At 63.0% G+C, this 23513-nt stretch carries 21 protein-coding genes and 1 tRNA gene; 12 read left to right on the forward strand and 10 right to left on the reverse strand.

Annotated elements, in window-relative coordinates; translation table 11 throughout:
* Positions 1-12 precede the first annotated feature (12 nt).
* From trpD to HF690_RS10325, 3 genes are all read left to right on the forward strand, one after another.
* Positions 13-1047 carry an anthranilate phosphoribosyltransferase gene (gene trpD / locus HF690_RS10315; protein ID WP_168609389.1) on the forward strand — a complete coding sequence of 345 codons (1035 nt, stop codon included), beginning with the start codon at positions 13-15 and terminating at the stop codon, positions 1045-1047.
* Between the two features lie 77 nt (positions 1048-1124).
* On the forward strand, positions 1125-1916 hold the full coding sequence (gene trpC / locus HF690_RS10320; RefSeq protein ID WP_113063901.1) for an indole-3-glycerol phosphate synthase TrpC: 792 nt from the start codon (positions 1125-1127) through the stop codon (positions 1914-1916).
* 5 nt (positions 1917-1921) lie between these two features.
* Positions 1922-2617 carry a haloacid dehalogenase-like hydrolase gene (locus HF690_RS10325; RefSeq protein WP_168609390.1) on the forward strand — a complete coding sequence of 232 codons (696 nt, stop codon included), beginning with the start codon at positions 1922-1924 and terminating at the stop codon, positions 2615-2617.
* A 51-nt stretch (positions 2618-2668) separates the two neighbouring features.
* Here the strand turns inward: HF690_RS10325 and crp are convergent, their stop codons facing one another.
* The gene (gene crp / locus HF690_RS10330) at positions 2669-3283 is read right to left on the reverse strand and encodes a cAMP-activated global transcriptional regulator CRP (protein WP_193568481.1); all 615 of its coding nucleotides are present in this window, start codon (positions 3281-3283) and stop codon (positions 2669-2671) included.
* A 457-nt stretch (positions 3284-3740) separates the two neighbouring features.
* Here crp and speD point away from each other — a divergent pair, with 457 nt between their 5' ends.
* Both speD and HF690_RS10340 read left to right on the forward strand, forming a co-directional pair.
* A complete protein-coding gene (gene speD, locus HF690_RS10335) occupies positions 3741-4523 on the forward strand; it encodes an adenosylmethionine decarboxylase (RefSeq protein WP_113063898.1) in 783 nt (260 codons plus the stop codon).
* Positions 4524-4574: 51 nt separating this feature from the next.
* Positions 4575-5216, forward strand: coding sequence for an HAD-IB family phosphatase (locus tag HF690_RS10340; protein WP_240151716.1), 642 nt, complete (start codon positions 4575-4577; stop codon positions 5214-5216).
* A 358-nt stretch (positions 5217-5574) separates the two neighbouring features.
* Here the strand turns inward: HF690_RS10340 and coq7 are convergent, their stop codons facing one another.
* Together coq7 and HF690_RS10350 are read right to left on the reverse strand one after the other, a co-directional pair.
* Complete coding sequence (gene coq7 / locus HF690_RS10345) at positions 5575-6216, reverse strand: 2-polyprenyl-3-methyl-6-methoxy-1,4-benzoquinone monooxygenase (protein ID WP_168609391.1); 642 nt, start codon at positions 6214-6216, stop codon at positions 5575-5577.
* Positions 6213-7445, reverse strand: a complete 1233-nt coding sequence (locus HF690_RS10350; RefSeq protein ID WP_240151717.1) for a (Fe-S)-binding protein — start codon at positions 7443-7445, stop codon at positions 6213-6215. The genes coq7 and HF690_RS10350 overlap by 4 nt, the downstream gene beginning before the upstream one ends.
* Before the next feature lie 133 nt (positions 7446-7578).
* Between HF690_RS10350 and rplM the strand changes: the two genes are divergently transcribed.
* From rplM to HF690_RS10370, 4 genes are all read left to right on the forward strand, one after another.
* Positions 7579-8007, forward strand: coding sequence for a 50S ribosomal protein L13 (gene rplM / locus HF690_RS10355; RefSeq protein WP_113063894.1), 429 nt, complete (start codon positions 7579-7581; stop codon positions 8005-8007).
* Between the two features lie 9 nt (positions 8008-8016).
* The gene (gene rpsI / locus HF690_RS10360) at positions 8017-8409 is read left to right on the forward strand and encodes a 30S ribosomal protein S9 (RefSeq protein ID WP_168609392.1); all 393 of its coding nucleotides are present in this window, start codon (positions 8017-8019) and stop codon (positions 8407-8409) included.
* A 33-nt stretch (positions 8410-8442) separates the two neighbouring features.
* Positions 8443-8516, forward strand: a tRNA-Gln gene (locus HF690_RS10365).
* A 369-nt stretch (positions 8517-8885) separates the two neighbouring features.
* Positions 8886-9575 carry a VIT1/CCC1 transporter family protein gene (locus tag HF690_RS10370; RefSeq protein WP_168609393.1) on the forward strand — a complete coding sequence of 230 codons (690 nt, stop codon included), beginning with the start codon at positions 8886-8888 and terminating at the stop codon, positions 9573-9575.
* 422 nt (positions 9576-9997) lie between these two features.
* Here the strand turns inward: HF690_RS10370 and HF690_RS10375 are convergent, their stop codons facing one another.
* Entirely contained in the window at positions 9998-10321 is a 324-nt protein-coding gene (locus HF690_RS10375; protein ID WP_168609394.1) for a YkgJ family cysteine cluster protein, read from the reverse strand.
* A gap of 756 nt (positions 10322-11077) precedes the next feature.
* Here HF690_RS10375 and HF690_RS10380 point away from each other — a divergent pair.
* Entirely contained in the window at positions 11078-12067 is a 990-nt protein-coding gene (locus HF690_RS10380; RefSeq protein ID WP_168609395.1) for a DNA cytosine methyltransferase, read from the forward strand.
* Here the strand turns inward: HF690_RS10380 and HF690_RS10385 are convergent.
* Both HF690_RS10385 and HF690_RS10390 read right to left on the reverse strand, forming a co-directional pair.
* Complete coding sequence (locus HF690_RS10385; protein WP_168609396.1) at positions 12064-13170, reverse strand: restriction endonuclease, SacI family; 1107 nt, start codon at positions 13168-13170, stop codon at positions 12064-12066. The genes HF690_RS10380 and HF690_RS10385 overlap by 4 nt on opposite strands.
* Before the next feature lie 388 nt (positions 13171-13558).
* The gene (locus HF690_RS10390; RefSeq protein ID WP_168609397.1) at positions 13559-13858 is read right to left on the reverse strand and encodes a hypothetical protein; all 300 of its coding nucleotides are present in this window, start codon (positions 13856-13858) and stop codon (positions 13559-13561) included.
* A gap of 413 nt (positions 13859-14271) precedes the next feature.
* Between HF690_RS10390 and HF690_RS10395 the strand changes: the two genes are divergently transcribed.
* The gene (locus tag HF690_RS10395) at positions 14272-15309 is read left to right on the forward strand and encodes a LacI family DNA-binding transcriptional regulator (RefSeq protein ID WP_338042903.1); all 1038 of its coding nucleotides are present in this window, start codon (positions 14272-14274) and stop codon (positions 15307-15309) included.
* 111 nt (positions 15310-15420) lie between these two features.
* Here the strand turns inward: HF690_RS10395 and HF690_RS10400 are convergent, their stop codons facing one another.
* The 4 genes from HF690_RS10400 to HF690_RS10415 all read right to left on the reverse strand — a co-directional run bounded on the left by HF690_RS10400 (position 15421) and on the right by HF690_RS10415 (position 22382).
* The gene (locus HF690_RS10400; RefSeq protein ID WP_168609399.1) at positions 15421-17133 is read right to left on the reverse strand and encodes an alpha-amylase family glycosyl hydrolase; all 1713 of its coding nucleotides are present in this window, start codon (positions 17131-17133) and stop codon (positions 15421-15423) included.
* A gap of 31 nt (positions 17134-17164) precedes the next feature.
* A complete protein-coding gene (locus HF690_RS10405; protein WP_168609400.1) occupies positions 17165-18625 on the reverse strand; it encodes an MFS transporter in 1461 nt (486 codons plus the stop codon).
* 3 nt (positions 18626-18628) lie between these two features.
* Positions 18629-20821: an alpha-L-rhamnosidase-related protein gene (locus tag HF690_RS10410; protein WP_168609401.1), complete on the reverse strand. Its 2193-nt coding sequence runs from the start codon at positions 20819-20821 to the stop codon at positions 18629-18631.
* 496 nt (positions 20822-21317) lie between these two features.
* Positions 21318-22382 carry an endonuclease/exonuclease/phosphatase family protein gene (locus HF690_RS10415; protein ID WP_168609402.1) on the reverse strand — a complete coding sequence of 355 codons (1065 nt, stop codon included), beginning with the start codon at positions 22380-22382 and terminating at the stop codon, positions 21318-21320.
* Positions 22383-22753: 371 nt separating this feature from the next.
* On the opposite strand from HF690_RS10415, the gene HF690_RS10420 reads away from it, so the two are divergent.
* Positions 22754-23371: a cation efflux transmembrane domain-containing protein gene (locus HF690_RS10420; RefSeq protein ID WP_240151718.1), complete on the forward strand. Its 618-nt coding sequence runs from the start codon at positions 22754-22756 to the stop codon at positions 23369-23371.
* Positions 23372-23513: the final 142 nt, after the last annotated feature.

The raw sequence follows: 23513 nt of genomic DNA on the forward strand, positions 1-23513 counted from the left end.
GGAGTCGCTTTCATGGCTTTCACCCCGCACGAGGCGTTGCAGCGCACCATCGAGCATCGCGAAATCTTCCACGACGAGATGATCGAGTTGATGCGCGAGATCATGGGCGGCAAGGTCAGTCCCTTGATGACCGCGGCGATCCTGACCGGTCTTCGGGTGAAGAAGGAAACCATCGGCGAGATCACTGGCGCGGCGCGCGTGATGCGTGAGCTGTCGACGCCGGTCCCGGCGCGCGGCACCGAGCACCTGGTCGACATCGTCGGTACCGGCGGCGACGGTGCGTCGAGTTTCAACATCTCCACCACGGCGATGTTCGTCGCCGCGGCGGCGGGCGCCAAGGTGGCCAAGCACGGCGGCCGCAGCGTGTCGTCGAAGTCGGGCAGCGCGGACCTGCTGGAATCGCTGGGCGCGCGCATCGACCTGACGCCGAAGCAGGTCGCGGACTGTCTGGACGAGACCGGCATCGGCTTCATGTACGCCCCGAACCATCATCCGGCGATGAAGGTCGTCGCGCCGGTGCGCAAGGAAATGGGCGTGCGCACGCTGTTCAACATCCTCGGTCCGCTGACCAATCCGGCTGGCGCGCCGAACATCCTGATGGGCGTGTTTCACGAGGATCTGGTCGGTATCCAGGTGCGCGTGCTTGAACGCTTGGGAGTATGGCGTGCGCTGGTGGTGTACGGCCGCGACGGCCTGGACGAGATTTCGCTGGGTGCAACGACCAAGGTCGGCGAGTTGCGCGACGGCATGGTGCGCGAGTACGAGATCGAACCGGAGGAATACGGTCTGGCGATGGCGTCCAGCCGCAACCTGCGCGTGGATAATGCCGAGGAATCGATGCGCATGGTGCGCGAGGTGCTGGCCGGCACGCCGGGCGTGGCCCGCGACATCGTGCAGTTGAATGCCGGTGCGGCGCTGTATACGGCCGGTAGCGCCGACAGCATCGACAGCGGCATTCACTCCGCGCGCGAGGCCATCGAGAGCGGCGCGGCCGAGCGCAAGATGCTCGATTTCGTGGCCGCGACAAAGCGTCTGGCGGGCGATTGACGCGGGGGTGCAACATCGGCGGCGTTTGCCGTTAAGATGCGAGCCGAGTCGACCTTCCTCCATTCCCCGTTTCGACCATGTCTGACATCCTTCATCGCATTCTCGCCCGCAAGACCGAGGAAATCGCCGAGCGCGAAGCCCAGCTGCCGTTGAAGGAGCTGGCTGCACGCTGTGCGGACCTGCCCGAGACGCGCGGCTTCGCTGCAGCGATGGAAGCGCGCATCGACGCCGGCGATCCGGCGGTGATCGCCGAGGTCAAGAAGGCCAGTCCGAGCAAGGGCGTGATCCGCGACGACTTCGATCCGGCCCGGATCGCCAAGGCTTATGCCGAGGCGGGTGCGGCGTGTCTTTCGGTGCTGACCGACAAGGATTTCTTCCAGGGCAGCGAGGCCTTCCTGAAAGCGGCACGCGATGCCTGCAGTCTTCCGGTGTTGCGCAAGGATTTCATCGTTGCGCCGTACCAGGTGTACGAGGCGCGCACGATCGGCGCCGATTGCATTTTGCTGATTGTCGCGGCGCTGGAGGACGATGCGCTGCTGGAACTGACCCTGCTGGCTGCGCAGTTGAACATGGACGTGCTGGTGGAAGTGCACGACCTCGACGAGCTGGATCGCGCGCTGGCGGTACCGGCGTCGCTGATCGGCGTCAACAACCGCAACCTGCGTACGTTCAAGACCTCGCTCGACACCTCGATGGACTTGCGCGACTACGTGCCCTACGACCGCGTGCTGGTCACCGAGAGCGGCATCCGTTCGCCGGAGGACGTCGAGCGGATGCGCGAGGCCGGCATCGAGGGATTCCTGGTCGGTGAGGCATTCATGCGCGCCGAGGACCCGGGTGCGGAATTGAAGCGGTTGTTCTTCAGCTGACGACGATGCGTGCAGAAAGGGAAGCGGACGCCGGGGCCGAGGCTGCTCCGGTATCGCGCGTCGTGCTGTTCGATTTCGATGGCGTGGTGCTGCGCGGCGATGCCTTCGCGGCGTTCGTGCGCGCACGCCTGGAACGCCGACGTTGGCGCAAGTGGCTGGGCCTCGGTCTGTGCGTGCCGCTCCTGCCGACGCTGCCGTTCACCCGGCGCTGGGCCGTCAAGGCATTGATCTTCGCCGTGCTGTGCGGTCTGCGCGAGGACGGCTATCGTCGCCTGGCGCGGGATTTCGGCATCGAGCTGGTGCGTCAGCCGCGCCGTTTCCACCGCCCGGCGCTCACGCGGCTGCGGCAGCATCTGAGCGACGGCGATCGGGTCATCGTGGTGACGGGGTGCGAAGAGACCCTGGTGCGCAGCATCTTCGACGAGCTCGGTCTGCGCGATCTTCCGATTCTGGCCTCGCGCCTGCGAAGTGGTCGCCTGGGCATGCGCGTGCAGCTGCACAACGTCGGGGTGCGCAAGATCGAGTCGTTGAAGGGGGCCGGCGTCGAGCCGCCCTGGGCCGTGGCGTACGGCGATTCGGCCTACGATCTGCCGATGCTGCGCGAAGCGGCGGAGGCGGTGCTGGTCAATGCTTCGCCAAAGTGGTGCAAGCGGGTCGAGCGGGAGCTGGGTCGTAGCGTCACTCGCGTACACTGGCACTGAGCCTTGCGCTCGTGCCGGCCGCATCCGTGCGGCGCGGTGTGTTTCTCGGGGTCAGCGCGTGCCGCGCACCACGATGGTCTTGCCGGAGACGTCGATCATGCCCTGCTCCTCGAGCTGCTTAAGGACACGGCCGACCATCTCGCGCGAGCAGCCGACGATACGGCTCACTTCCTGGCGCGAGATGCGGATCTGGGTGCCATCCGGATGCGTCATCGCGTCTGGCTCGTCGCACAGGTCCAGCAGGGTGCGCGCGACGCGGTTGGTGACGTCCATGAACGCCATGCGGCTGACCTGACGCGAGGTGCGCAGCAGGCGGTTGGTCAGCTGGAAGCCGATCGCGAACAGCAGTTTCGGACATTCGTCCTTCAGCGTGCTCTCGAACAGCTGGAACAGGCGTTCGTAGCTGATTTCGGCCAGCTCGCAGGTGGTGCGCGTGCGCACCAGCGATTCGCGCTCCGACTGATCGACGAACAGACCCATTTCGCCGATGAACTGGCCGCGGTTGATGTAGGCCAGGATCAGTTCACGCCCGTTCTCGTCCTCGCTGCACACCGTCACCGAACCGTCGATGATGTAGTACAGCGTGTTGGCCGGGTCGCCCGGGCGGACGATGGCAGTCTTCTTCGGATAGCGACGACGATGGCAGTGCGCCAGAAAGCGCTCCATCGATTGCGGGTCGGGACCGAGCCCCCCGGGCGCGTGATGGCGGACGAATTGCTGCTGTAGCAGGTATTTTAGTTGGGCCACGATGTACTTCCGTCAGCGACAGTCAACGGGTCCCGCGGGAACTCCCCCTACGCGGAACCGGCATGCATCTCCATACTATAGCTATTTATGACTTGTGCGCCTAAGCCAAATCGGAAGCCATTTCGCACGGATGAACATGCGTTCGCATTTGTGCCTTCCCACGACCTGTCTGGAGCGGGGAACAGGATACTTGCATCTCTTCAAATCCCCGCAGGCATGCCGCATAATTGCGCATTCCGGCGCGGCGCTTCTGTCGTGGCGCTGCGTTCCGTGCGGCGGGCAAGGGCATCCCTGCGATGGTCCCGCCCCGACCGCTGATCCCATCTTGCCGGTGACCTCTGCGCCAGAGCCGACCCGAGCATTCCGGAGGGTAGCCGTGGTGAAACCGCTTCCGCGTCTTCGGCTCCAGGGCTTCAACAACCTTACCAAGGCCCTGAGCTTCAATATTTATGATGTCTGCTATGCCGTCTCCGAGGAGCAGCGGCAGCGCTATATCGAGTACATCGACGAAGCCTACGACGCCGACCGGTTGACGCAGATCCTGACGGATGTGGCCGACATCATCGGCGCCAACGTGCTCAACATCGCACGCCAGGACTACGATCCGCAGGGCGCCTCCGTCACCATCCTCATCTCCGAGGAGCCGGTGGTCGAGAAGCTCGGCAAGGACTCGATCTCCGGCGCCGTGGCGCATCTGGACAAGAGCCACATCACCGTCCACACCTATCCGGAAACGCATCCGCACAACGGCATCGCGACCTTCCGTGCGGACATCGACGTGGCCACCTGCGGCGTCATCTCGCCGCTGAAGGCGCTGAACTACCTGATCGACAGCTTCGAGTCCGACATTGTCATCATGGACTACCGCGTGCGCGGCTTCACCCGCGACGTGAAGGGCAAGAAGCACTACATCGACCACAAGATCAACTCGATCCAGGACTATCTGGCGCGGCACATCCGCCAGAAGTACGAGATGTTCGATGTGAACGTGTATCAGGAGAACATGTTCCACACAAAGATGCACATCAAGGACTTCGACCTCGATACCTATCTGTTCGAGGCGCATTCCGAGGAGCTGTCCTTCAAGGATCGCAAGCGCATCGAGTTGCTGGTGCGTCGCGAGATCGAAGAGCTGTTCCACGGCCGCAACCTGATGTGACGAGACGGTCCGCACGACGCGGGCCGTTTTCACATCGGTGAATGCCTCGACATGCCTATGGACCGACCACCGGAAACGCCGGGCCTGGCGCTGTTCGACTTCGACGGCACGCTGACCGTTCGCGAGACCTTCGCCGATTTCATGCGCGCGGCCACTCCGTCGTGGCGTCGTTACCTGGGTGGCCTCTGGTTCGGGCCGATGTATGCCGGCTACAAGGCCGGCTGGGTGTCCGGCAGCCGCATCCGCGCCGAGGTCGTGCGTTTTGGATTCCGCGGCCTGCCGGCGAACGCGCTGCGCGCGGCGGGCGGAGCCTTCGCGCGGAACGTATTACCGACGCGGCTGGATATGCGCATGATGCAGCGCCTGGACGATCATCGCCGCCGCGGCGACGTGGTGGCCGTGGTCTCCGGCGCGCTGGATGTCTACCTGCAGCCCTGGTGCGCGCAACACGGGTTGCCCGTGATCTGTTCACGCCTGCAGGTGGTCGACCGCCTCGTCACCGGCCGCTACGAGGGCGCCCAGTGCGTGGGCGAGGAAAAAGCGCGGCGCGTACGGGCGGCCTGGGATCTGTCGAGCTTCGGCGAGATCCATGCCTACGGCGATACCGCCGAGGATCACGCCATGCTCGCGCTCGCCCATCGCGCCTACTTCCGCGGCCGGCTCATGGGCGCCGCCGGAGCGCGGACCATCTGAACACCCCGGTGCTCGCGCGACCGTTCCCGCGCGGCATGACCCGGCGGAAGCGGGGCGCGCGCCATTCCGTTGCTCACCATCCGAGCGGCCCCATGGCCGGACTGTCATCACGCGAGCATCATCACGCATGGCCGTCATCGCTCTTGGTCGCCATCCTGGACGGCCGGCTTCTTGGAAAGCCGGCATCCGCATGGCCTTCATTCAAGAGGGGGCGTGATCCTGGGTGGTCGTCGTCGTGATCTTGGGTCACTGCGATCTCGCGTAGTCGTCATCCCGGCGAACACCGGGACCCGGCCGACTCAAGCACCGCATGCGCGCCGAAGAAAGGGCGAGCGCTGCATCCAGGGCCACCGCTTGGTCAGATCCGGTAGGCGACCGCCTTCATCACCTTCGAGGTCAACGCCATCAGCGTCGGGATTGGCGCCGGCAGTTCGATGCCGCCGCGCGCGAGGGCGTTGTCGGCATGGCGAATCTCGTCTTCTTGCATCTGTCTGAGCACCGCGCGCGAGCGTTCGTCCCCGGCGGGCAGGCGTTCGATGTGTTCGGCCAGGTGCGCCTCGACCTGTCGTTCGGTCTCGACCACGAAGCCCAGGCTGACACGGTCGTTGACCGCGGCCGCGGCCGCGCCGATGGCCATGCTGCCGACGAACCACAGCGGGTTGAGCAGGCTCGGACGACTGTCCAGTTCGCGTAGACGATCCGCGCACCAGGCCAGGTGGTCGGTTTCTTCCACGGCCGCTTGCAGCAGATGTTCGCGAGTCTCGTCGTCACGAGCCAGCAGCGCCTGTCCCTTGTATAGCGCCTGTGCGCAGACTTCACCGGTGTGGTTGATGCGCATCAGGCCGGCGGCATGGCGGCGATCGGCGTCTTCCATTTCGACATCGGGGTGCGCCTGTGCTGGCGATGGGCGTTGGGCGTCGGGCTGGCCCGCGACGGCTTCGAGTGCGTTTTCGACACCGATGAAGAAACGGTCGAGCGGGGTCAGGGTGCGTGCGTTCATGCGGATTCCAGTTGGCGTTCCAGCAGGGTGAGCGGGTGCTCGGTCGGCAACGCGGGATTGCCGGCGGCCAGGTGCAGGCGGCAGCCGATATTGGACGACAACAGACGGTCGACTGCCAAGTCATCGATCTGTTCGAGCTTGATCGCGCGCAGGCGCTCGGCGCGCGCGGGGAAGGTGAGCGCATGGCTGCCGGCCGCGCCGCAGCAGCCCGGGGCGGTCGGCAGGACCTGCACGTCGAGTTCGGGCACGCGGCGCAGCAGCCTGAGCGCCGCGTCCTCGCCCGTCGATTCGCTGCCTCGTGTGCAGGGCACGTGCAGTGCCGCACGCAGGGCGAGCGGGCGGAAGCGCAGTCGATCAGCGTGTCGCGCCAGAAAGTCCAGTGCGTCTTCGACACGGGTTGCCGGAAGATCGTGCCGCAGGGTGTCCAGGCAACCGGATGTGATCGTCAATACGGTCTCGGGAGAATCCGCGTGACGCCAGTCCTTTTCCGTGGCGCGCGCGGCTCGGGTAGCGCGCGCGGGAAGGCCGTCGTGCCGGTCCATGGCGCCACAGCAGCGGACGGGAAGGTGCTGTACGGCAAAGCCCGCTGCATCAAGCAGACGTTCGACCGCCTTCAGGGCAGCGGCCTCCTGTTCGGAGGCCATACAGCCCGGAAACAGGCCGACGCGCGGGCGCTCGGGTGTCGGCGCAGGTCGCGTGTCGGATCTCGCTGCCGCGCCGCGTGATGGGCTTGATCCGAGCATGCGCAGCGCCGCGCGCATGCTCGTGGCAGTTCCGCTGTGAACGCGTTCAAGTAGGGCCGGCATCCATTGCGGTGCGCGCAACACGCGCGCAAGTCGAATCAACGGAGTCGCCAGGCGTGGATGCGATACGATGTCGAGCAGACGTGTCGGTCGTTGCGGTGCCGGCCCGATGATCGCGCGGGTCTGGACCAGAAGCTCCCCATAACGGACCTGCGACGGGCATGCGCGTTCGCATTGTCCGCAACTCAGGCAGTGGTCGAGATATTCGCGAACCGGGTTCAGGTCACCGGTCAGCGAGCCGTCGGTCAGCGCGCGGGCCAGTCGGATGCGGCCGCGCGGCGATTCGGCTTCGGTGGCGTCCAGCGCGTAGGTCGGACAGTGCGGCAGGCACAGGCCGCACATCACGCATTGATCGGCGAGTTCGGCGATGCGTGCCTGAGGCGTGGATGCTGATCCTGTAAGGGGGTCGTCAAACATGCGATTCATGCTATCATCGCCCTCTTACGCACGGTCGGTTGATCGACCGGCTTGCGCGGAGTGCCGGATTCGGCTATTCTTTCGCGCCTTTCGTTTCACCATTGCGGTCCGCCCTACAGGGCGGCTAGACGGGTATTTCGAGATGAATACGTTCAGCGCCAAGTCCGAGAGCGTCAAACGCGACTGGTTTGTGGTCGACGCCACGGGCAAGACGCTTGGTCGGCTCTGCTCCGAAGTCGCTCGCCGCCTGCGCGGCAAGCACAAGCCGGAGTTCACTCCGCACGTCGATACCGGCGATTACATCGTCGTGATCAACGCGGAAAAAGTGGCCGTGACCGGCAGGAAGATGGGTGACAAGACCTATCACCGTTTCACCGGCTATGTCGGCAACATGAAGCATATGTCCCTGCAGGACATGCTGGCCAAGCACCCCGAGCGCGTCATCGAGATCGGCGTGAAGGGCATGCTGCCCAAGAATCCGCTGGGCCGCGCGATGTATCGCAAGCTGAAGGTGTACGGTGGCGCCGAGCACCCGCATGCCGCGCAGCAGCCCCAGACGCTGGAGCTTTAAGGAATCATCATGGCGATTCAGCAGAATTACGGCACCGGCCGTCGCAAGTCCTCCGCCGCCCGCGTGTTCCTGCGCAAGGGCAACGGTTCGATCGTCGTCAACGGCAAGCCGCTGGACGAGTTCTTCGGTCGTGAAACCTCGTGCATGATCGTGCGCCAGCCGCTCGAACTGACCGAGATGACCGATAAATTCGACATCAAGGTCACCGTCAGCGGCGGCGGCATCACCGGCCAGGCCGGCGCAATCCGCCTTGGCATTGCCCGCGCGCTGGTCGAGTACGACGAAAATCTGAAGTCGCCGCTGCGCAAGGCCGGCTTCATGACCCGTGACGCCCGCGAAGTCGAGCGCAAGAAGGTCGGTCTGCACAAGGCACGTCGCGCCACGCAGTTCTCGAAGCGCTAAGTTTCGTATATACTGCGCGGCCGATCCGCTTCTTGGGGGATCGTCTAATGGTAGGACTGCAGACTCTGACTCTGCCTATCTAGGTTCGAATCCTAGTCCCCCAGCCAAACAGGAACCCCCGCTCCGGCGGGGGTTTTTGTTTGGCTGGGAGAACGGTAAGTCGGAGCTCGTTCGACAAATTTGTCGGGAACAAATTTGGACAGCCGAAGGCTGGCCCCGGAGCGCGTAGCGCGGAGGGGTGAGGCCCATGGACGGAGCCAAACAATCCTGGTCCCTCCAGCCAATAAAAAGCCCCGTTTCGGCGGGGCCTTTTTTTGTCTGCAGGAAAGGCAAGTCGAGCCGGATTCGACAAATGTGCCGGGAACAGATTCGGGTAGCCGGAAGCTGGCCACGCAGTGCCCGGTACGAAGAAGCGAGGCCCAGTGCAGGGTTCGGCCGTGATACGTTCCGGACTCACCATCTATGAGAGTCGTGTCATGAAGCACGTGGAAGCACACCGAACGCATCGGACCGGCTGGCTCAGGGCGGCCGTGCTTGGCGCCAACGACGGCATTGTTTCCACGTCGAGCCTGGTCCTTGGCGTTGCAGCGGCCGGTGCGAGTCCCCAGGCGATTCTGGTTGCGGGTGTGGCCGGCTTGGTCGCGGGCGCCATGTCGATGGCGGCCGGCGAGTATGTGTCGGTCAGTTCGCAAGCCGACACCGAACGTGCCGACCTGGCCCGCGAGCAAGAGGAGCTGGACACCCGTCCGGAGCACGAGCATGCGGAATTGTCGGCGATCTATGTCCGACGCGGGCTGGATGCGGACCTGGCCGCGAAGGTGGCGACCCAGTTGATGCGGCATGACGCGCTCGGTGCGCATGCACGCGATGAGCTGGGCATCTCCGAGACCTTGTCTGCGCGTCCCGTGCAGGCTGCGCTTGCTTCCGCCGGTACGTTCGCGGTGGGCGCGGCCCTGCCGTTGCTGGTCGCGGTCCTGGTCCCGACGTCCATGGTCCTGTGGGCGGTCTCGGGCAGCTCGCTCCTGTTTCTGGCTCTGTTGGGTGCTCTGGCCGCACGCGTTGGAGGTGCTCCCGTGATGCTGGCCACCTGGCGCGTCACATTCTGGGGCGCCCTGGCGATGGCATTGACGGGCGGCGTTGGCGCGCTTTTCGGCGTCGCGGCGTGAGCGGCGACGTGTCGAACTCGAGCTGTCGGCCGGTCTGAAGAACAGGCTGGCCGACCATGAGCGCGATCTGCGGGCCAGACGACATGAGGCTTCCGCGGCCCTCCACGTTCAACGCGAAGCGGCCTGGATTCTGACCCGGATTTACCGGATCAGCATCGGCCATCGCGCTTACGGACTCCCTGCGGAAGCGTTGCCCGTAGCGTCCTGGTGGGGGCTTTCGCGCGCAGCGCGCTTCTTGGCCAACTTTTCCTCTTTCTGCTTCTTCTTGGCGATTTCGCGTTGACGCTTTTCGTATGAGTAATTGGTCTTTGCCAATCCGGGACTCCTGCGTTGAGTGAAAGAAAGTCTTGGTTCGTGCTCGTGCGGCGTCCCTCCATGAGGGGCATCGAGAGCGGCGTTGCGCGCGTGCGGACAGCCTGCCGTCAGGCGGGCGTCAGAGCCGTGCTGTCGGTAGGGCGTTCATCATGTTCAGTACGGACGGCCCTGCAATAGGGGCCATCCATGACGAAGCGCCGGCATACCGAAGGGCGCGTTTCGTAGATACCGCAGTTCATGCGGGCACCGTCCATCGCCACGCACCAGCCCTCCGGGTCCTTGGCCATCACGTGCAGTCCGTTGTCCGTATGGGTGGTGAGATGGTCCGGAATGCGGTCCGACGCCTGAAGAACCACGGTCAGCCGGCAACATACCGCGTCGCAGGATGAACAATGAGCCTTGCGCGGCGCAGGAAGCTTGCGCGCGTTCATACGGAGAAGTTCGGTCGGCCGCGACGGCACCCCATAAGCGGGCTGCGGAGCGGTGTGACTGGACTGTGCCATAAAACACGATGGTCGGCGCCAAGCAGGCGACAGATGTGTGGAAGGGGGATTGCGTGCGCGCTGCATGCGAAAAGACTGGACATGGTCGCTCCCGGGGACTGGGTCTCGCGGCGTGGCATGAGTGGGAGCGAGGCGGGCGGCAGACGGCCGCGCGGAACGCGCAAAACAAGTCGTTTCGGATGCGCTTGTTTGCCCACCTTACATCATCACGGTCGGGGCGGGCGGGGCAGGGTGTTGCAGCTGGGCAATATCCTGACTTAAATTGCCTCCGCCTCTAGCCGACGGAATCTGTTTCATGTGGCAGCCCTTCCGGTAAAGTCCGCTCATAAATGTAATAAATTAATGACTCTGGGTCATAGCTTCATGACCTTGCGTGAGGTAGCATTGATTCTATGGACTACGACGAGTTCCAACGGAACGTAAGGAAAGCAGGACTCACATTGACGGGGTTCGCCGAACTCCTGTGTATGAACAGGGTGTCGCTCTCGAACTACGCCAGTCGTGGGCGCGTTCCTACTCATCTAGCTGTCATTGCCGTCTTGCTCGGCGAGCTTGGGGAGCGTGGAATTGACCACCGAGAAGTGTTGTCACGGATCCACATCGAGCCTAAGCGCCCTCGTGGGAGCGCTCTACGTAAATTCGGTGGCGACCCTCAAGGATTATTGACATTGGATCGAGCCAAGAATGCTTAAAGCGATTGATTTGTTTTCGGGTGCAGGTGGTCTGTCGTTTGGACTCCGAGACGCCGGCTGGGACGTGGTCGCCGCTCTGGAGTACGACAAGGTGGCGATGGCAACGCACGCGCACAACATGCCGGAGATGGATCATCTTTGGGAGGATGTTCGCCAGGTTAGCTTTAAGCGTTATCGCGGAGCCATCGATCTCGTCGCGGGCGGTCCACCATGCCAGCCATTCTCAGTCTCGGGTAAACAGTTGGGACATGGCGATTTGCGTGACATGGTGCCTGAATTTGTTAGAGCCGTGCGTGAGGTCAAGCCCAAGGCATTCTTGATGGAGAATGTCGCTGGTCTGGCGACCAGTCGCTTCCGTAGTTACCTGGAAGAGAGGCTCGATGATCTCCGCGCGCTTGGCTACGACGTCCAGTGGACGGTGCTTAATGCAGCGGACTACGGCGTTCCTCAAAAGAGGCAGCGCCTCATCATTGTGGGTACGAGTGAGCCGACTGAGTTCGCATTTCCAGAACCCACGCATGGAGGGCGACGGAAGCGTCACGTCTCAGTGGCGAGAGCCTTGAAAGGGTGTCCTGAGGACGAACCTAATACGGCGCGAGTGGTATATGCGAAAAACCCCATTCTCCGCCGGAGTCCTTATGCTGGCATGCTGCTTAACGGAAAGGGGCGCCCTCTAGACATGAAGGCTCCATCCTTCACGATTCCAGCATCAGCTGGTGGAAACAGAACGCATATCCTTGACCCGGATGGTGTGATAGAGCGCTATCACGAACATCTGATAAGTGGAGGTAAGCCGCGACGCGGCGATGTTGAGGGTTGCTCAAGGCTGACCGTTAGACAGTCCGCGCGCTTGCAGGCATTTCCAGACAACTTTGAATTCGTCGGGCGAAAAAGTCAGCGTTACGCTCAGATCGGGAATGCGGTACCGCCAGCCCTTGCCACGATCGTGGCTACTCAATTGAAGCGTGCACTATCTGGCTAGACGGCTGTCAGCAAACCCGTCCAAGCCCTTGTGTGTACATAGCTTGCACCAAGTTCATGCAGCGCATCGTGAACCTTCCTCAATACGTCCGTGCGCTGGTTCGGGCTGAGCTGCGTGAGGATATGATTGGCTAGTTGATTAAACGGGACGAAGTTGACGTCGATGCCGTTCTCGAATTCGCGCCTTGCGCGCTCCCTAATGGCTGACTCATCGTCGAAGATGGGTTCCACTCTGGCGACAAATAGCACATTATCGACCCCGTTCTGGCGAGCCTTGAGTATCGTAGCTTCGACGTCATCAAGGCGAATCCTTCGGTCTTTGATCTCGACCGCTAGTACAACATCATCATCTACAACGCATTCGATGTCGCCTGTGCGCCTCGAAGAATGATCAGATGTGTTTGTTGACTCTGAGCTAACTGAGCCAAAGGTTGGACATGCCTCTGCGAGTGCCTGATAAAGGGCATAGCAGACTACCTGCAGTCGAACGCCGTTGGATCGAGCTTGTAGAAATTCGTCGAAAAGTGCCAAAATCCTTGTGGCGCTACTACGTTTCGGACCGAAGTACGGCTGCTTATTTGCCTCTAGAATTAGGCGAGCTTCGATCAGGACCAGGCGAAGGATATCTTCAGCGGACAGGGCTTCATTCGCCTCGGCTAGCTGCACAAGAGCCTCGAGCTGGTCGTACATCTCGACTGCGCGCGTCGAAGCTCGCATCTCTGCTCCGAAGTTCTTCCAGCGTGCCGGATTGTTCACATATGGGTCAGCGTTCTTGCCCGGGAAAGGCTTGCCGTTCGCATCGTTCCAGGGCACCGTCACTTTAGCGGCGAGAGACCGTGCGTCCCATGCGTTACCAAGGGATGAGCTGTCCTGTATGCAGAGGGTGTTGAGCGACGTATCGGTTGCTTTGCCAAGCACCTGTGTCAAAAGCATGTATGGATAGGTGTTTCCACCATTCTGGATCAGGTCATTGATGTCCTGAGACAGTCGAGGGTGCCTGTGCGCAGCTGGGTCAGGCAACTCCATCACCTCTCCCCACATTTCCTCGAGGACTTGTTGAGCGCGCTCAGCAAGAGCAGCAGTATCAGGGCTGAAGTTTGGCATCACTGGAGCTTAGCAACCGTACGTGCTGATATGGAAGTGGGTCGACGAGCTTCCTGGTGAGCACAATTCGTAAACCTCGCTGTATGAAGAGTTGCCATTGAATTTCCGGTGGGCCGCTCGGGAAATGTCTACGTAGCGTTGAAGGCGTAGGTGCTTCTCAGGTGCCCAGTCCCCGACGATCCCTCGTCGCAGACCATCCACATCATCCATCTCGTAACGTTCGCTGTCTCGCTACGTGGGCAAGGCTTGGTCCTCCTGACGGCCAGCGAGCTTGAGAGTAGTGCCGTCAAACCACTTTCCAAAGAAGAAGCGAAAACCTAGCCTGAGATTTCTCATACGTAGAGTTGTGCGTCCCGTTCAGATCGAAACGCACAACTCAGGTTCACGATTAAAGAGTGCGGAATTTCTTGATTACGATTTTTTCGTCGAAATGTCCGGTCGCTACACGAATGAACTCACGCCGTTTCTGGCGGCTATGAAATCGAAAGCGCAACGGCAACCCACGATGGCAGCGAGCATTGGTTTGTCCTCGCAGGGTACTAAAGCCACTGATGCCGTTTGCCAGTCCTCGCAGCATGCCGGCTAGGTGGTCTTTCTCATTCGGATCGGAAGATGTAACCCAAACCTTCGCGACATGACGTAGCTCAATTTCCATTTTTTCTCCAACGATTGTTTTGGAGAAAGACATTTACAAAGTTGGATTCCGAAATTTAGCCTGCCATGTTGGCTATTTAGGTCTTTGTATCGGTTGGTTTTTTGTCCTTCTTCCACGCTTCCGAACTGGTGCCTTCCCCTTCGTAGCAATCGTTCCCGGTGCCGTTCCTCTACCTTCGCGTGCGGGAGGTAGGCCGCGAACCTGCCCGACTCATTGGAAAAGTTGTCAGGGACAATGTTGATCACAAAATTGCGCGGGGCTGCGCGGTATGAAGCAAGCTGAAGCTGTACCGCATCGTCGAGTACCCGCGTGCCGTGACGCAGCTCTGGACGACGGAGTTTTCGCCTCGCCCACCCTGTAGCCTCCACCCCCGAACCCAGTACACTGTCCCTGGCCGTTCCCAGGGACGCGGGCGGCGGTCTGGTCTGGCTGCTCTGTATCGTCTCGTGACTACTGGCAAGAAACCCACTTCCATCGATATCGCGTACATGACGGGCTTTTCGCAGGCCACGGTGTCGCGTGCGCTGCGTAATAGTCCGCTGGTCAGCGAGGAGACGCGGCGCAAGGTGCAGGAGGTGGCGCGGCAGCTGAACTACAAGGTCGACAAGAACGCCTCGAACCTGCGCACGCAGCATTCGGGCACGCTGGCGCTGCTGTTCTTCGAGGACCCGACCAGCGACGATTCGCACATCAATCCGTTCTTCGTGGCCATGTTGGGTTCGATTACGCGGGCCTGCACGCAGCGGGGCTACGACTTGCTGATCTCCTTTCAGCAGGCGTCGGACGATTGGCATGCCGACTATGCCGACAGCAAGAAGGCCGACGGCATCATCCTGCTCGGCTACGGCGACTATCTGGCCTACTGCGACAAGGCACGCAAGCTGGTGGAGCAGGGCACGCATTTTGTGCGTTGGGGCGCGGTGCTGCCGGATCAGCCCGATACTTCGATCGGCTGCGACAACTACAGCGGCGGCCGTGTCGTGACCGAGCACCTGCTGGAGCAGGGCTGCAAGCGCATTGCGTTTCTGGGCGAGGCGACACGGCACTATCCCGAATTCTTCGAGCGTCATCATGGCTATGCCGAAGCGCTGGCGGACGCCGGTCTGAAGGTCGATCCGGATTTGCAGGTGGATGCCGAGAGCACGCAGGCGTCCGGGCATGCGGCGATGACCGTGCTGCTGGATCGCAACGTGCAGTTCGACGCCGTGTTCGCGGCCAGCGATCTGATCGCCATCGGCGCCATGCGTGCGCTGGACGAGCACGGGCTGCGCGTGCCGGGGGACGTGGCTGTGGCCGGGTTCGACGACGTGCCCAGTGCCAGCTTCGCGCATCCGCCGCTGACCACGGTGCGGCAGGATACCAAGGAAGCCGGCACGATCCTGGTCGACAACCTGTTGCACCTGATCCACGGCGATCCTGTGGAAACCTCGATCCTTCCGATCAAGCTGGTGGTGCGCAAGTCCAGCGTGCGCGACGTGTCCTAGGCGCACCAATGTCCGCGCGACGCATTGCTGCGCGGGAGACTTCCATTGCATCGATGACCCGCGAGTGCGTATGCCGCGCGCGCCATGACGTGACGCGCGCGGAAACCGGGTTCAGTGCGTGTAGACGCCGCTCGGGTGTCCGCGCTCGCGCATCAGGCGGGTCAGCTCGGCGACCAGATCCGGCTGCTGGGCGACAGCATCGAGCAGATACACGCGCGCGCCGTGTGCCGGCACGGTCGCGTGCAGCGTGCCGTGCTTCGCGATATCGATGTCGGAGCCACCCAGGGCGGCCTGCCAGTGGCCAGCCTGAAGGTAGCGCTGCACGCTGAAGTTGGCGGGCCGGTCGCTCTTGTTCAGCAGCACCAGTGCGATCTGGTGCGTGCCGTTGTGTTGCAGTACCCGGTAGAAGGCGGCTTGGTCGCCCTTCATGTGCTCGACCAGCATCAGGCCGCGTTGCAGCGCAGGGGTGTGTTCGCGCAGCTGTGCGATGCGTTTCAGGTGCTGGTAGATCGGCGACTTCGATGCGGCGTCGATGCGCTTCTGGCCGAAATAGTTGCGGTTGCCCTGATGTTCGCCCTTGCCGCGTTCGAAGCCGATTTCCGAGCCGTAGTAGATCGCCGGAATGCCGCGCGCGGTGAACAGGAAGTTGTTCGCGTCGATGAAGCCGTTGTCGCTGGCATCCAGGCGCTTCATGTCGTGGTTGTCGTAGAAGGTGACCAGACGGTACGGGTTGGCGTACGGGCCGTTGGTCAGGTACAGCGCGGCCTGCAGCGTGCCGAAGTCGCTGTGCGGGTGCTCGAAGACTTTGCGCATCGCGTCCTTCAGCGGGAAATCGAGCAGGCTCATGCTGCCGCCGCTCTTCCAGGTGTACTTGCCGAGGTTGTCGACGTTGGAGTCGAACGCTTCGCCGAACATGAAGAAGCCCGGATGCTTGGCATGAATGGCTGCGGCGAATTTGGCCCAGAAGCGCGTGGACATGTGGTTCATGGTGTCGATGCGGAAGGCGTCCGCGCCTTCGCCGATCCACTTCAGGTACGCGTCGACGAAGTACTTCAGCACCGCCGGATTCTGGTCGTTGTTGTTGGATAGCTGCGCCAGGTCGGGCCAGGCGTTGTAGAAGCGCTGCAGCGGATGCTTGACCGGGTCCAGCTTCCAGGGCGGCAGGTTGTCCTCGTCGGCGATGAGTTTGCCGTTGGCGTCGAAGATCTGGCCGAACTGCGGTTGCTTGACCGGCATGCTGAAGGCGGGCGAGCCGTGGTTGAGCACGATGTCCTGCACCACTTTCAGGCCGGCGGCGTGCATGCCGTGGGTGAACTGCGCGTAGTCGAGGTGCTTGCTGGGCAGGTGTTCGTCCACGCGGTAGAAGTTGATGCCCCAGTAGCCGTGGTAGCCGCTCTTGCCGTGGTCGGTGAGTGTGCTGCCCCACTTGACCGGTTTCCCGCCGGTGAATGCCTGGTCCGGGTTGTCCACGATCGGCGTGATCCATACCGCGCCGAAACCCATGCCGCGGATGTAGCCAGCATTTTCCAGCACGCCCTTGAAGTCGCCGCCTAAGTAGCCGAGGTTCGCGGTCTGCCCGTTCGGGCCGTGCACCGGGATGTCGAAGGTCGGGTGTGCGCCGCCCTGGTGGCGATGATCGTTGGACGGGTCGCCGTTGACGAAGCGGTCGGTGACCACGAAGTAGATCGCGTTGGATGCGAACGGCTGCGTGGTGCCGACGAAGTCGGCCGGTGCGTGCGGCGCGGCGGCGAAGGCACTGCTGCTGGCGACAAGGCTCAGTGCCAGGGCGGTGACGCCAGCGGTGAAGCGACGTGGGTTGGACATGGCGGTTCCCTTTTGCGGAAAACGGTTCGGTTCAGGTCGGTTCGCTCACGCGCAGCGTCAGCAGGCCGGCCAGGATCAGGCTCGCGCCGCCGAGCATCAGCGCGTAGATCGGCTGGCCGTGGAAGAACACGCGCAGCAGGATGCCCAGCACGCTGGCGGCCAGCAGCTGCGGGATGACGATGAAGAAATTGAAGATGCCCATGTACACGCCCATTTTCTCGGTCGGCAGGTTGTCCGACAGCAGGGCGTAGGGCAGGGACAGGATCGAGGCCCAGGCGAAGCCGACGCCGACCATGGACAGCAGCAGCCAGTCCGGGTCGCGTATGAACAGGAACGAGATCAGGCCCAGTCCACCGAGGACAAGATTGATCAGGTGGCTCCAGCGCAGGCCGATCGCGCGCGCCATCAGCGGAATCAGCGCGGCGGCCACGGCGGCGAATCCGTTGTAGGCGCCGAACAGCACACCGACCCAGTTCGCGCCTTCGTTGTACAGCGCCGACTGCGTGTCGGTGGTGCCGTACTGCACCGCGGTCACTGCCGAGGTGGTGTAGATCCACATGGCGAACAGCGCGAACCAGGAGAAGAACTGCACCCAGGCCAGCTTGCGCATCGGTCCGGGCATGCCGTAGAGGTCACCCATGACCTGGCGCACCATGCCGTGGCTACGCGTACGACTGAGCCACACGAACAGGGCGCCGAAGACGATCAGCATGCCGGCAAGAAGATACAGTTCCTTTTCCAGGTGCCCGTAATAGATCACGGCGGGCGTGATCAGCCCCACGACCAGAAACGCCAGCCCGATCGTCCACGCACGGGAGGCGTCCACGGGAGCAGGCGTACGCACGGCTTCACTGAAGTCCTGCAACTGCGCGGGCGGGTATTCGCGTGTGGTCAGCACGGTCCACAGGATCGCGCCGAGCAGCACCGCGCCGCCGACGTAGAAGGCGATGTGTACGGTCGTCGGGATCTGGCCGGCCGGGGCCGTGTTGGCGACGCCGAAATGCGCCAGGACCCAGGGCAGCAGCGAAGCCACCACGGCACCGATGCCGATGAATACGCTCTGCATCGAATAGCCGAGCGGTCGCTGATGGGTCGGAAGCTGGTCGCCGACGAAGGCGCGGAACGGCTCCATCGACACGTTGAACGAGGCGTCCATGATCCACAGCAATCCTGCCGCGACCCACAGCGCGGGGGCGTTGGGCATGGCGATCAGCGCCAGCGTGGCCAGCACCGCACCGGCCAGGAAGTACGGACGACGGCGGCCCAGGCGGTTCCAGGTGCGGTCGGAGAAGTGGCCGATGATCGGCTGCACGATCAGGCCGGTCAGCGGTGCGGCGATCCACAGCGCGGGAATGCTGTTCACGTCCGCGCCGAGAGTCTGGAAGATGCGGCTGACGTTGGCGTTTTGCAGCGCGAACCCGAACTGGATGCCCAGAAATCCGAAACACATGTTGAAGATCTGCCAGAACGACAGCTCGGGTTTGCGCGTCATGCTCTAGTTCCCCTGTTTCGGCAGTGGTGCGATGTGCAGATCGCCGACGTCCGCCTCGTTGAGCGGACCGGAGGCGCCGCCCTGGCCGCCGGTGAAATGCACAAAGTGCTGCAGGTTGCTCATGTTGAAGCCCTGCTCCAGTGCGAAGCTGCACGACTGCCCGGCCACGGCATGGAACTGCACCATGGTCGAGTTCTGTTCGGCGATGCTGTGCGGCAGCACGATCGGTCGGACCTGCGGCGCGAGCTTGCCGCAGAAGATTTTCAGCCGCTTCACGCCGGCGGTGACGCCCGTGTTGATCGGGCCGTGATCGTTGTTGTAGCGCAGCCAGGCGGTGAACGTGCCGCTGCGCGGCGCCTTCCAGCTGCGCGGCCAGCCGCCGTCCACGGTGGCGATGTCGCCCTTGCAGACTTCGGGGCTGTGCAGGGATTCCAGGCCGTCCTTGCCGCGGACGGTGACGCTGAAGCACTGCAGGCCGTCGGCTTTGGCGAGATCCGCATGGCCATCGATCGCGCCATGGCGATGGCCGTTGATGTACAGCACGCCCGGCGCGGCGGCGGTTACACGCCACTTGGTCCCGTCGGCGACGACCTTCGGCGCATCCGGCGTTGCGGGCAGGTAGAACGGCGCGTTCATGCGCAGGGGCGGGGCCTTGACGGTCTTCGCCACCAGCTGCACGACCGTGTCGTCGCCCTTGTGCTGCACGGTGCCGGCGACCAGCAGGTTGCCGTCGAGCTTCGCCGGGCGCTTCAGCGTGACCGTGCGCTGGCCCAGATGCAGTGAGATGCTCTTGCGGTTGCCGAACAGCATCGGCATGAGCGACGTCGGCAGCTTCGGCTGCACGGCGTTGTCGTTTTCCAGTCCGAACACGCCATGCAGCACCATGTCGAGGTAGCCGGCGACCGACCATTCCTGGCGCGGCGAATCGACCACCGGCCCGCTGAGCTTGCCTTCGTCGACGTGGATCGACTGGGTGCGCAGCGAGTAGTTCTCCATGTTGGTCGCTTCCAGCGCCGCGCCGCGCATCTGCGTGCGCAGTTCGTGGGCGATGCGCGCCGGGTCGTTCACGCGGCGCGCCGCACGCAGCGTGTATTCGCTGACGAACGGCCAGATCGCGCGGTTGTGGTAGATCGGCTGGTTGCGGCGTTCGGGCCAGATCACCGGGCTGCCGGCGGGCCAGGTCGGGTAGTTCGCCAGCGCCTGGCGCGCGCGCTCGGGACCGGCGACGCCGCTGACGATGGCCAGATCGGTGCCCAGCAGGTCGTAGGCGTCGAACGGGGCCGGATGCACGCGACCGCCGATGTAGCTCATGTACAGACCGCGGTCGGTGCGCCAGAAGTGTGCGTTGATCGCCTTCTTTAGCGCATCGGCCTGCGCGCGGTAACGTGCGGCGACCTTGGCGTCATGACGCTTGGCTGCCATCTGCTGGCCCAGGCGCAGCGCCTCGTAATGCAGCACGTTGGTGGACAGTGCGAACGACTGCGCGATGAACACCACGTTGTTCTGCGTCCAGTCCGGATAGGTCTGTTCGCGCCAGTCGAGGAACGAGGTCTCGCCGCGGTACAACCCGGTGACCGGATCGTAGGCGTACAGGCGATCCTGGCTCATGGTGTCGTTCAGCGCGGTATAGACCTTGTCGGCAAACGCCTTGTCGCCGAGCAGATGACGCGCGCCGAGGAACCACACCACGCGGTCGGTACTGATCGGCCAGCTGCCGCCCGAACCGGTGTCCTGCATGACGTACTGGCCCTGCGGTACGTCCTTGCCCCGCGTCGGCGAGAGCTTGAACAGCAGCGAGTTGCGCGCGCGCTCGGGCACGAAGCGCCACAGGCCGAGGTCGATCGAGAACGACAGGTCGCGCGTCCACACGAACGGCCACTTCTTGCCGGCGATCAGGCAGTGGCAGGGAATCGGCTTGCCGTGGTCGAAAGCGCCATCGGTGATGTTCTCGACCGAGATCTTCTTCAGGTCCGATTGCGCCATCGCGAACAGACCGTCGAACAGCGGACTGGCGGTGTCGACCGTGAAGGCTTGCGGGTCGATGGTGCGCGTCGTGGTATCGGTCTTGAGCACGTAGCGACCGCCGGGTGCGGTCTGCATCGTGGCGTGCCGATTCATCCAGTCGACGCGGTGGTGCCAGACGGGCGCTGTCGCCTGTCCCGCGGCCATCGCCGCCGTCATCAGCACACTCAGCATGCCGCACCCCCGAACGACGCCGTACGCGCCGCATCACGCTTGCTCATGCGGGTCATGGCCGCGTCCTCCCACTACTTCAGCTACAGGAACGTCCGATTCTACGGCGGCCAGCCGGGACATGCGCGGCGCACGGTCGGATCTTGATGTGTCCTGCATGGTAGGCATGCGGGTGTGGCGGGAGCCAGTGAATGCATACGTATTCATCGCCCCGCTGTTGGATTGCGGTACGTCAGGATTCGGTCATTTCGGCCTCAGGAATCGGTGTGATCGCGGGCCGCAGGCCGGCCGATCACGCCGTGTCACAGACCGCAGAATCACGGCAAGGTGCAGGAGGGAGCAAGGCTTATGGAGACATGTCCAGCCCGTGCGTTGGCAGGACGGGTCTCTTTCGCTATCCCATTTGCTCGTGCTTTGTTCGCCCCGAAGACCGATTCCACGAACGGAGCGGCATGCCACTCCGTCCTCTTCGTTGTGAAAACGAGCGGTTCGGCGGGCGTCAACGAACGGGCTGCATGGCTGCCAGGTATTCGTCCGAGTAGTCGATCCGGAATTCCTGCCACATCACCAGATGGTCGGACATCTGGAAGGTTCGCCATTGGCGGAAGCTGAGCTTGCCGCGCTGGGTCTCGAATCGCGCAGCGTCCTCGGCTTCGCGGAACACGTACTGGTAGTAGTCGAACACGCCGGCGCGTTCGGTGGGTTGGAAACGGAACTTGTACGAACCGCTCGCGATCTGGTCGTAGTGCTTCTTCTTGTCGACGTTGCTGCCGGGTACTTGCTGCAACTCGGGCGACACCGAAAAACGGCCGCCTTCGGTCAGCGCCTCCATGGTCTGGTCTTTGCGGTTGAAGATGTTGAAGTCGCCCAGCAGGACCAGGTTTTCACCGTTGATCTTCACCTTCTCGCCGCCGCGGTCGACGGTGTGCTTGCGTGTGCGTTTGCTCAGCAGCTTGACCAGCGAGCGAATCTCCTCGACCCGTTTCTTGTCGTTGGCACTCTTGGTGCCGTAGTAGATGTGCACCGTGCACAGCGAGAAACGCGCCCAGCCGCAGTGCCAGTTGGTGATGAACGGCGTGCGTGCGAATTGCAGCGTCTGGAGGTCGCCCGGAATGACCAACTGGCCGGCCAGACCGCCGAACTGGACCTTGCGTGTGTCGTACAGGAACACCATGCGTTCGCCGTTGCCGCGGCGACCCTGGGTCACGTCGGTATAGATGCAGTCCCAATGCTTGCCGAGCGCGGCTCGCAGGCGGTCGAGCGCGTTCAAGTCCTCGCGCACTTCCTGCACCGCGACCAGATCGAACTGATCGATGATCTCGGCCATGTAGTAGATGGCTTCGTCGGTGCGTGCGCCGCCCTTGCCGGAGTCGAACTCGCGGATGTTCCAGGTGGCGATGAGCAGGTTTTCGCGCAGGTCGCGCTCGGGAATCGGCACCCCTGCATCCGGCACCTCTTCACTCGGTGTTGGAGGGCGGAACCCTTTACGCAGCCGTTGCAGTCCTTCGACGATGTGCTTGCGTTGACGCGCCGGGAGACGCTTGAGCGGGTAGTAGTACGGCATGATCGATCCAACTCCCTGTAACGATGCGGCGTCCCGGACCGAAGACGGTTGTGTTCTGGCCGTGGATACGTGCGACCTGCCTGGCGTCCACGCCGGATCGCTGCATGCCCCATGTCGTCCGACCGCGCATGGCAGGGCAGTCGGGCCCCTCAGGCAAGCCTTCGATCATCGTCGTAGGGAATCAATACGACGGAAGGCGTAGTCCCGCCTGTATTTGCAGGAAAGGCGAAGCGGGTCTCGGTTGAGGCTCGCGTTGGGGCCGAGTTGTTCATTTGTGCGATCGTACTTGCGAGACACCAGCCATCACCGTCATGCCAGGACGGCTTGCCGCGAAGACGTGCATCGGGGTTAGGGTAGGACGGCAGGCGCGCATGCTGCGCGTGGGGCTTCCGGAATCGAGCATGAACTCCATGGATCGCACATTGCGCAAGGTCGTCGCACTGGTGGCTGTACTGAATCTGGCGTATTTCGGCGTCGAATTCGCGCTCGCGCTGTCCATCGGCTCGGTGTCGCTGTTTGCCGATTCCATCGATTTTCTGGAGGATACGGCGGTCAATCTCCTGATCGTCGTGGCGCTCGGGTGGAGTCTGAGGCGTCGTGCGCGGGTCGGAATGGGCATGGCTGCCCTGCTGCTCGTGCCCAGCGTGTCGACGCTTTGGATGGCCTGGCAGAAGTTGTCCGTTCCCGTGGCGCCCGACGCCACGCTGCTTTCATTGACGGGAACGGGAGCGCTTGCGGTCAATCTGTTCTGCGCCTACCTGCTGGCGCGTTACCGCCACGTTGGCGGTAGTCTCACGCGCGCTGCATGGTTGTCGGCGCGGAACGATGCGCTGGCCAATGTCGCGATCGTCCTGGCCGGGCTGGTCACTGCGGTGACGGTCTCGCCCTGGCCGGATCTGGTCGTTGGCCTGGGAATATTCCTGATCAATCTCGATGCCGCGCGCGAGATCTATGAGGCGGCCCGGAAGGAGCGGGTGGCCGCTTCCTGAGGCTGCGTCAGGTCAGCGCAGCGTTCGCCATGCCAGGGGTGATGCCTGTGGATCTGCGGCGATGCATCAGGCGCATCGCGGACAAGCGGTGCTACTTGGCGATCCGGCTCGGCGGAGGGTATGGTCGGGATGGAATTCCGGC

Origin of the sequence: Oleiagrimonas citrea (assembly GCF_012395255.1) — a bacterium.
Lineage (GTDB): Bacteria > Pseudomonadota > Gammaproteobacteria > Xanthomonadales > Rhodanobacteraceae > Oleiagrimonas > Oleiagrimonas citrea.

Excerpts from the sequence above, each read along its gene's own strand:
- trpD (WP_168609389.1), top strand. The coding sequence starts at position 13 with ATGGCTTTCACCCCGCACGAGGCGTTGCAGCGCACCATCGAGCATCGC.
- trpC (WP_113063901.1), top strand. The coding sequence starts at position 1,125 with ATGTCTGACATCCTTCATCGCATTCTCGCCCGCAAGACCGAGGAAATC.
- HF690_RS10325 (WP_168609390.1), top strand. The coding sequence starts at position 1,922 with ATGCGTGCAGAAAGGGAAGCGGACGCCGGGGCCGAGGCTGCTCCGGTA.
- crp (WP_193568481.1), bottom strand. The coding sequence starts at position 3,283 with ATGGAGCGCTTTCTGGCGCACTGCCATCGTCGTCGCTATCCGAAGAAG.
- HF690_RS10340 (WP_240151716.1), top strand. The coding sequence starts at position 4,575 with ATGCCTATGGACCGACCACCGGAAACGCCGGGCCTGGCGCTGTTCGAC.
- coq7 (WP_168609391.1), bottom strand. The coding sequence starts at position 6,216 with ATGAACGCACGCACCCTGACCCCGCTCGACCGTTTCTTCATCGGTGTC.
- HF690_RS10350 (WP_240151717.1), bottom strand. The coding sequence starts at position 7,445 with ATGAATCGCATGTTTGACGACCCCCTTACAGGATCAGCATCCACGCCT.
- rplM (WP_113063894.1), top strand. The coding sequence starts at position 7,579 with ATGAATACGTTCAGCGCCAAGTCCGAGAGCGTCAAACGCGACTGGTTT.
- rpsI (WP_168609392.1), top strand. The coding sequence starts at position 8,017 with ATGGCGATTCAGCAGAATTACGGCACCGGCCGTCGCAAGTCCTCCGCC.
- HF690_RS10370 (WP_168609393.1), top strand. The coding sequence starts at position 8,886 with ATGAAGCACGTGGAAGCACACCGAACGCATCGGACCGGCTGGCTCAGG.
- HF690_RS10375 (WP_168609394.1), bottom strand. The coding sequence starts at position 10,321 with ATGAACGCGCGCAAGCTTCCTGCGCCGCGCAAGGCTCATTGTTCATCC.
- HF690_RS10380 (WP_168609395.1), top strand. The coding sequence starts at position 11,078 with ATGCTTAAAGCGATTGATTTGTTTTCGGGTGCAGGTGGTCTGTCGTTT.
- HF690_RS10385 (WP_168609396.1), bottom strand. The coding sequence starts at position 13,170 with ATGCCAAACTTCAGCCCTGATACTGCTGCTCTTGCTGAGCGCGCTCAA.
- HF690_RS10390 (WP_168609397.1), bottom strand. The coding sequence starts at position 13,858 with ATGTCTTTCTCCAAAACAATCGTTGGAGAAAAAATGGAAATTGAGCTA.
- HF690_RS10400 (WP_168609399.1), bottom strand. The coding sequence starts at position 17,133 with ATGTCCAACCCACGTCGCTTCACCGCTGGCGTCACCGCCCTGGCACTG.
- HF690_RS10405 (WP_168609400.1), bottom strand. The coding sequence starts at position 18,625 with ATGACGCGCAAACCCGAGCTGTCGTTCTGGCAGATCTTCAACATGTGT.
- HF690_RS10410 (WP_168609401.1), bottom strand. The coding sequence starts at position 20,821 with ATGCTGAGTGTGCTGATGACGGCGGCGATGGCCGCGGGACAGGCGACA.
- HF690_RS10415 (WP_168609402.1), bottom strand. The coding sequence starts at position 22,382 with ATGCCGTACTACTACCCGCTCAAGCGTCTCCCGGCGCGTCAACGCAAG.
- HF690_RS10420 (WP_240151718.1), top strand. The coding sequence starts at position 22,754 with ATGCTGCGCGTGGGGCTTCCGGAATCGAGCATGAACTCCATGGATCGC.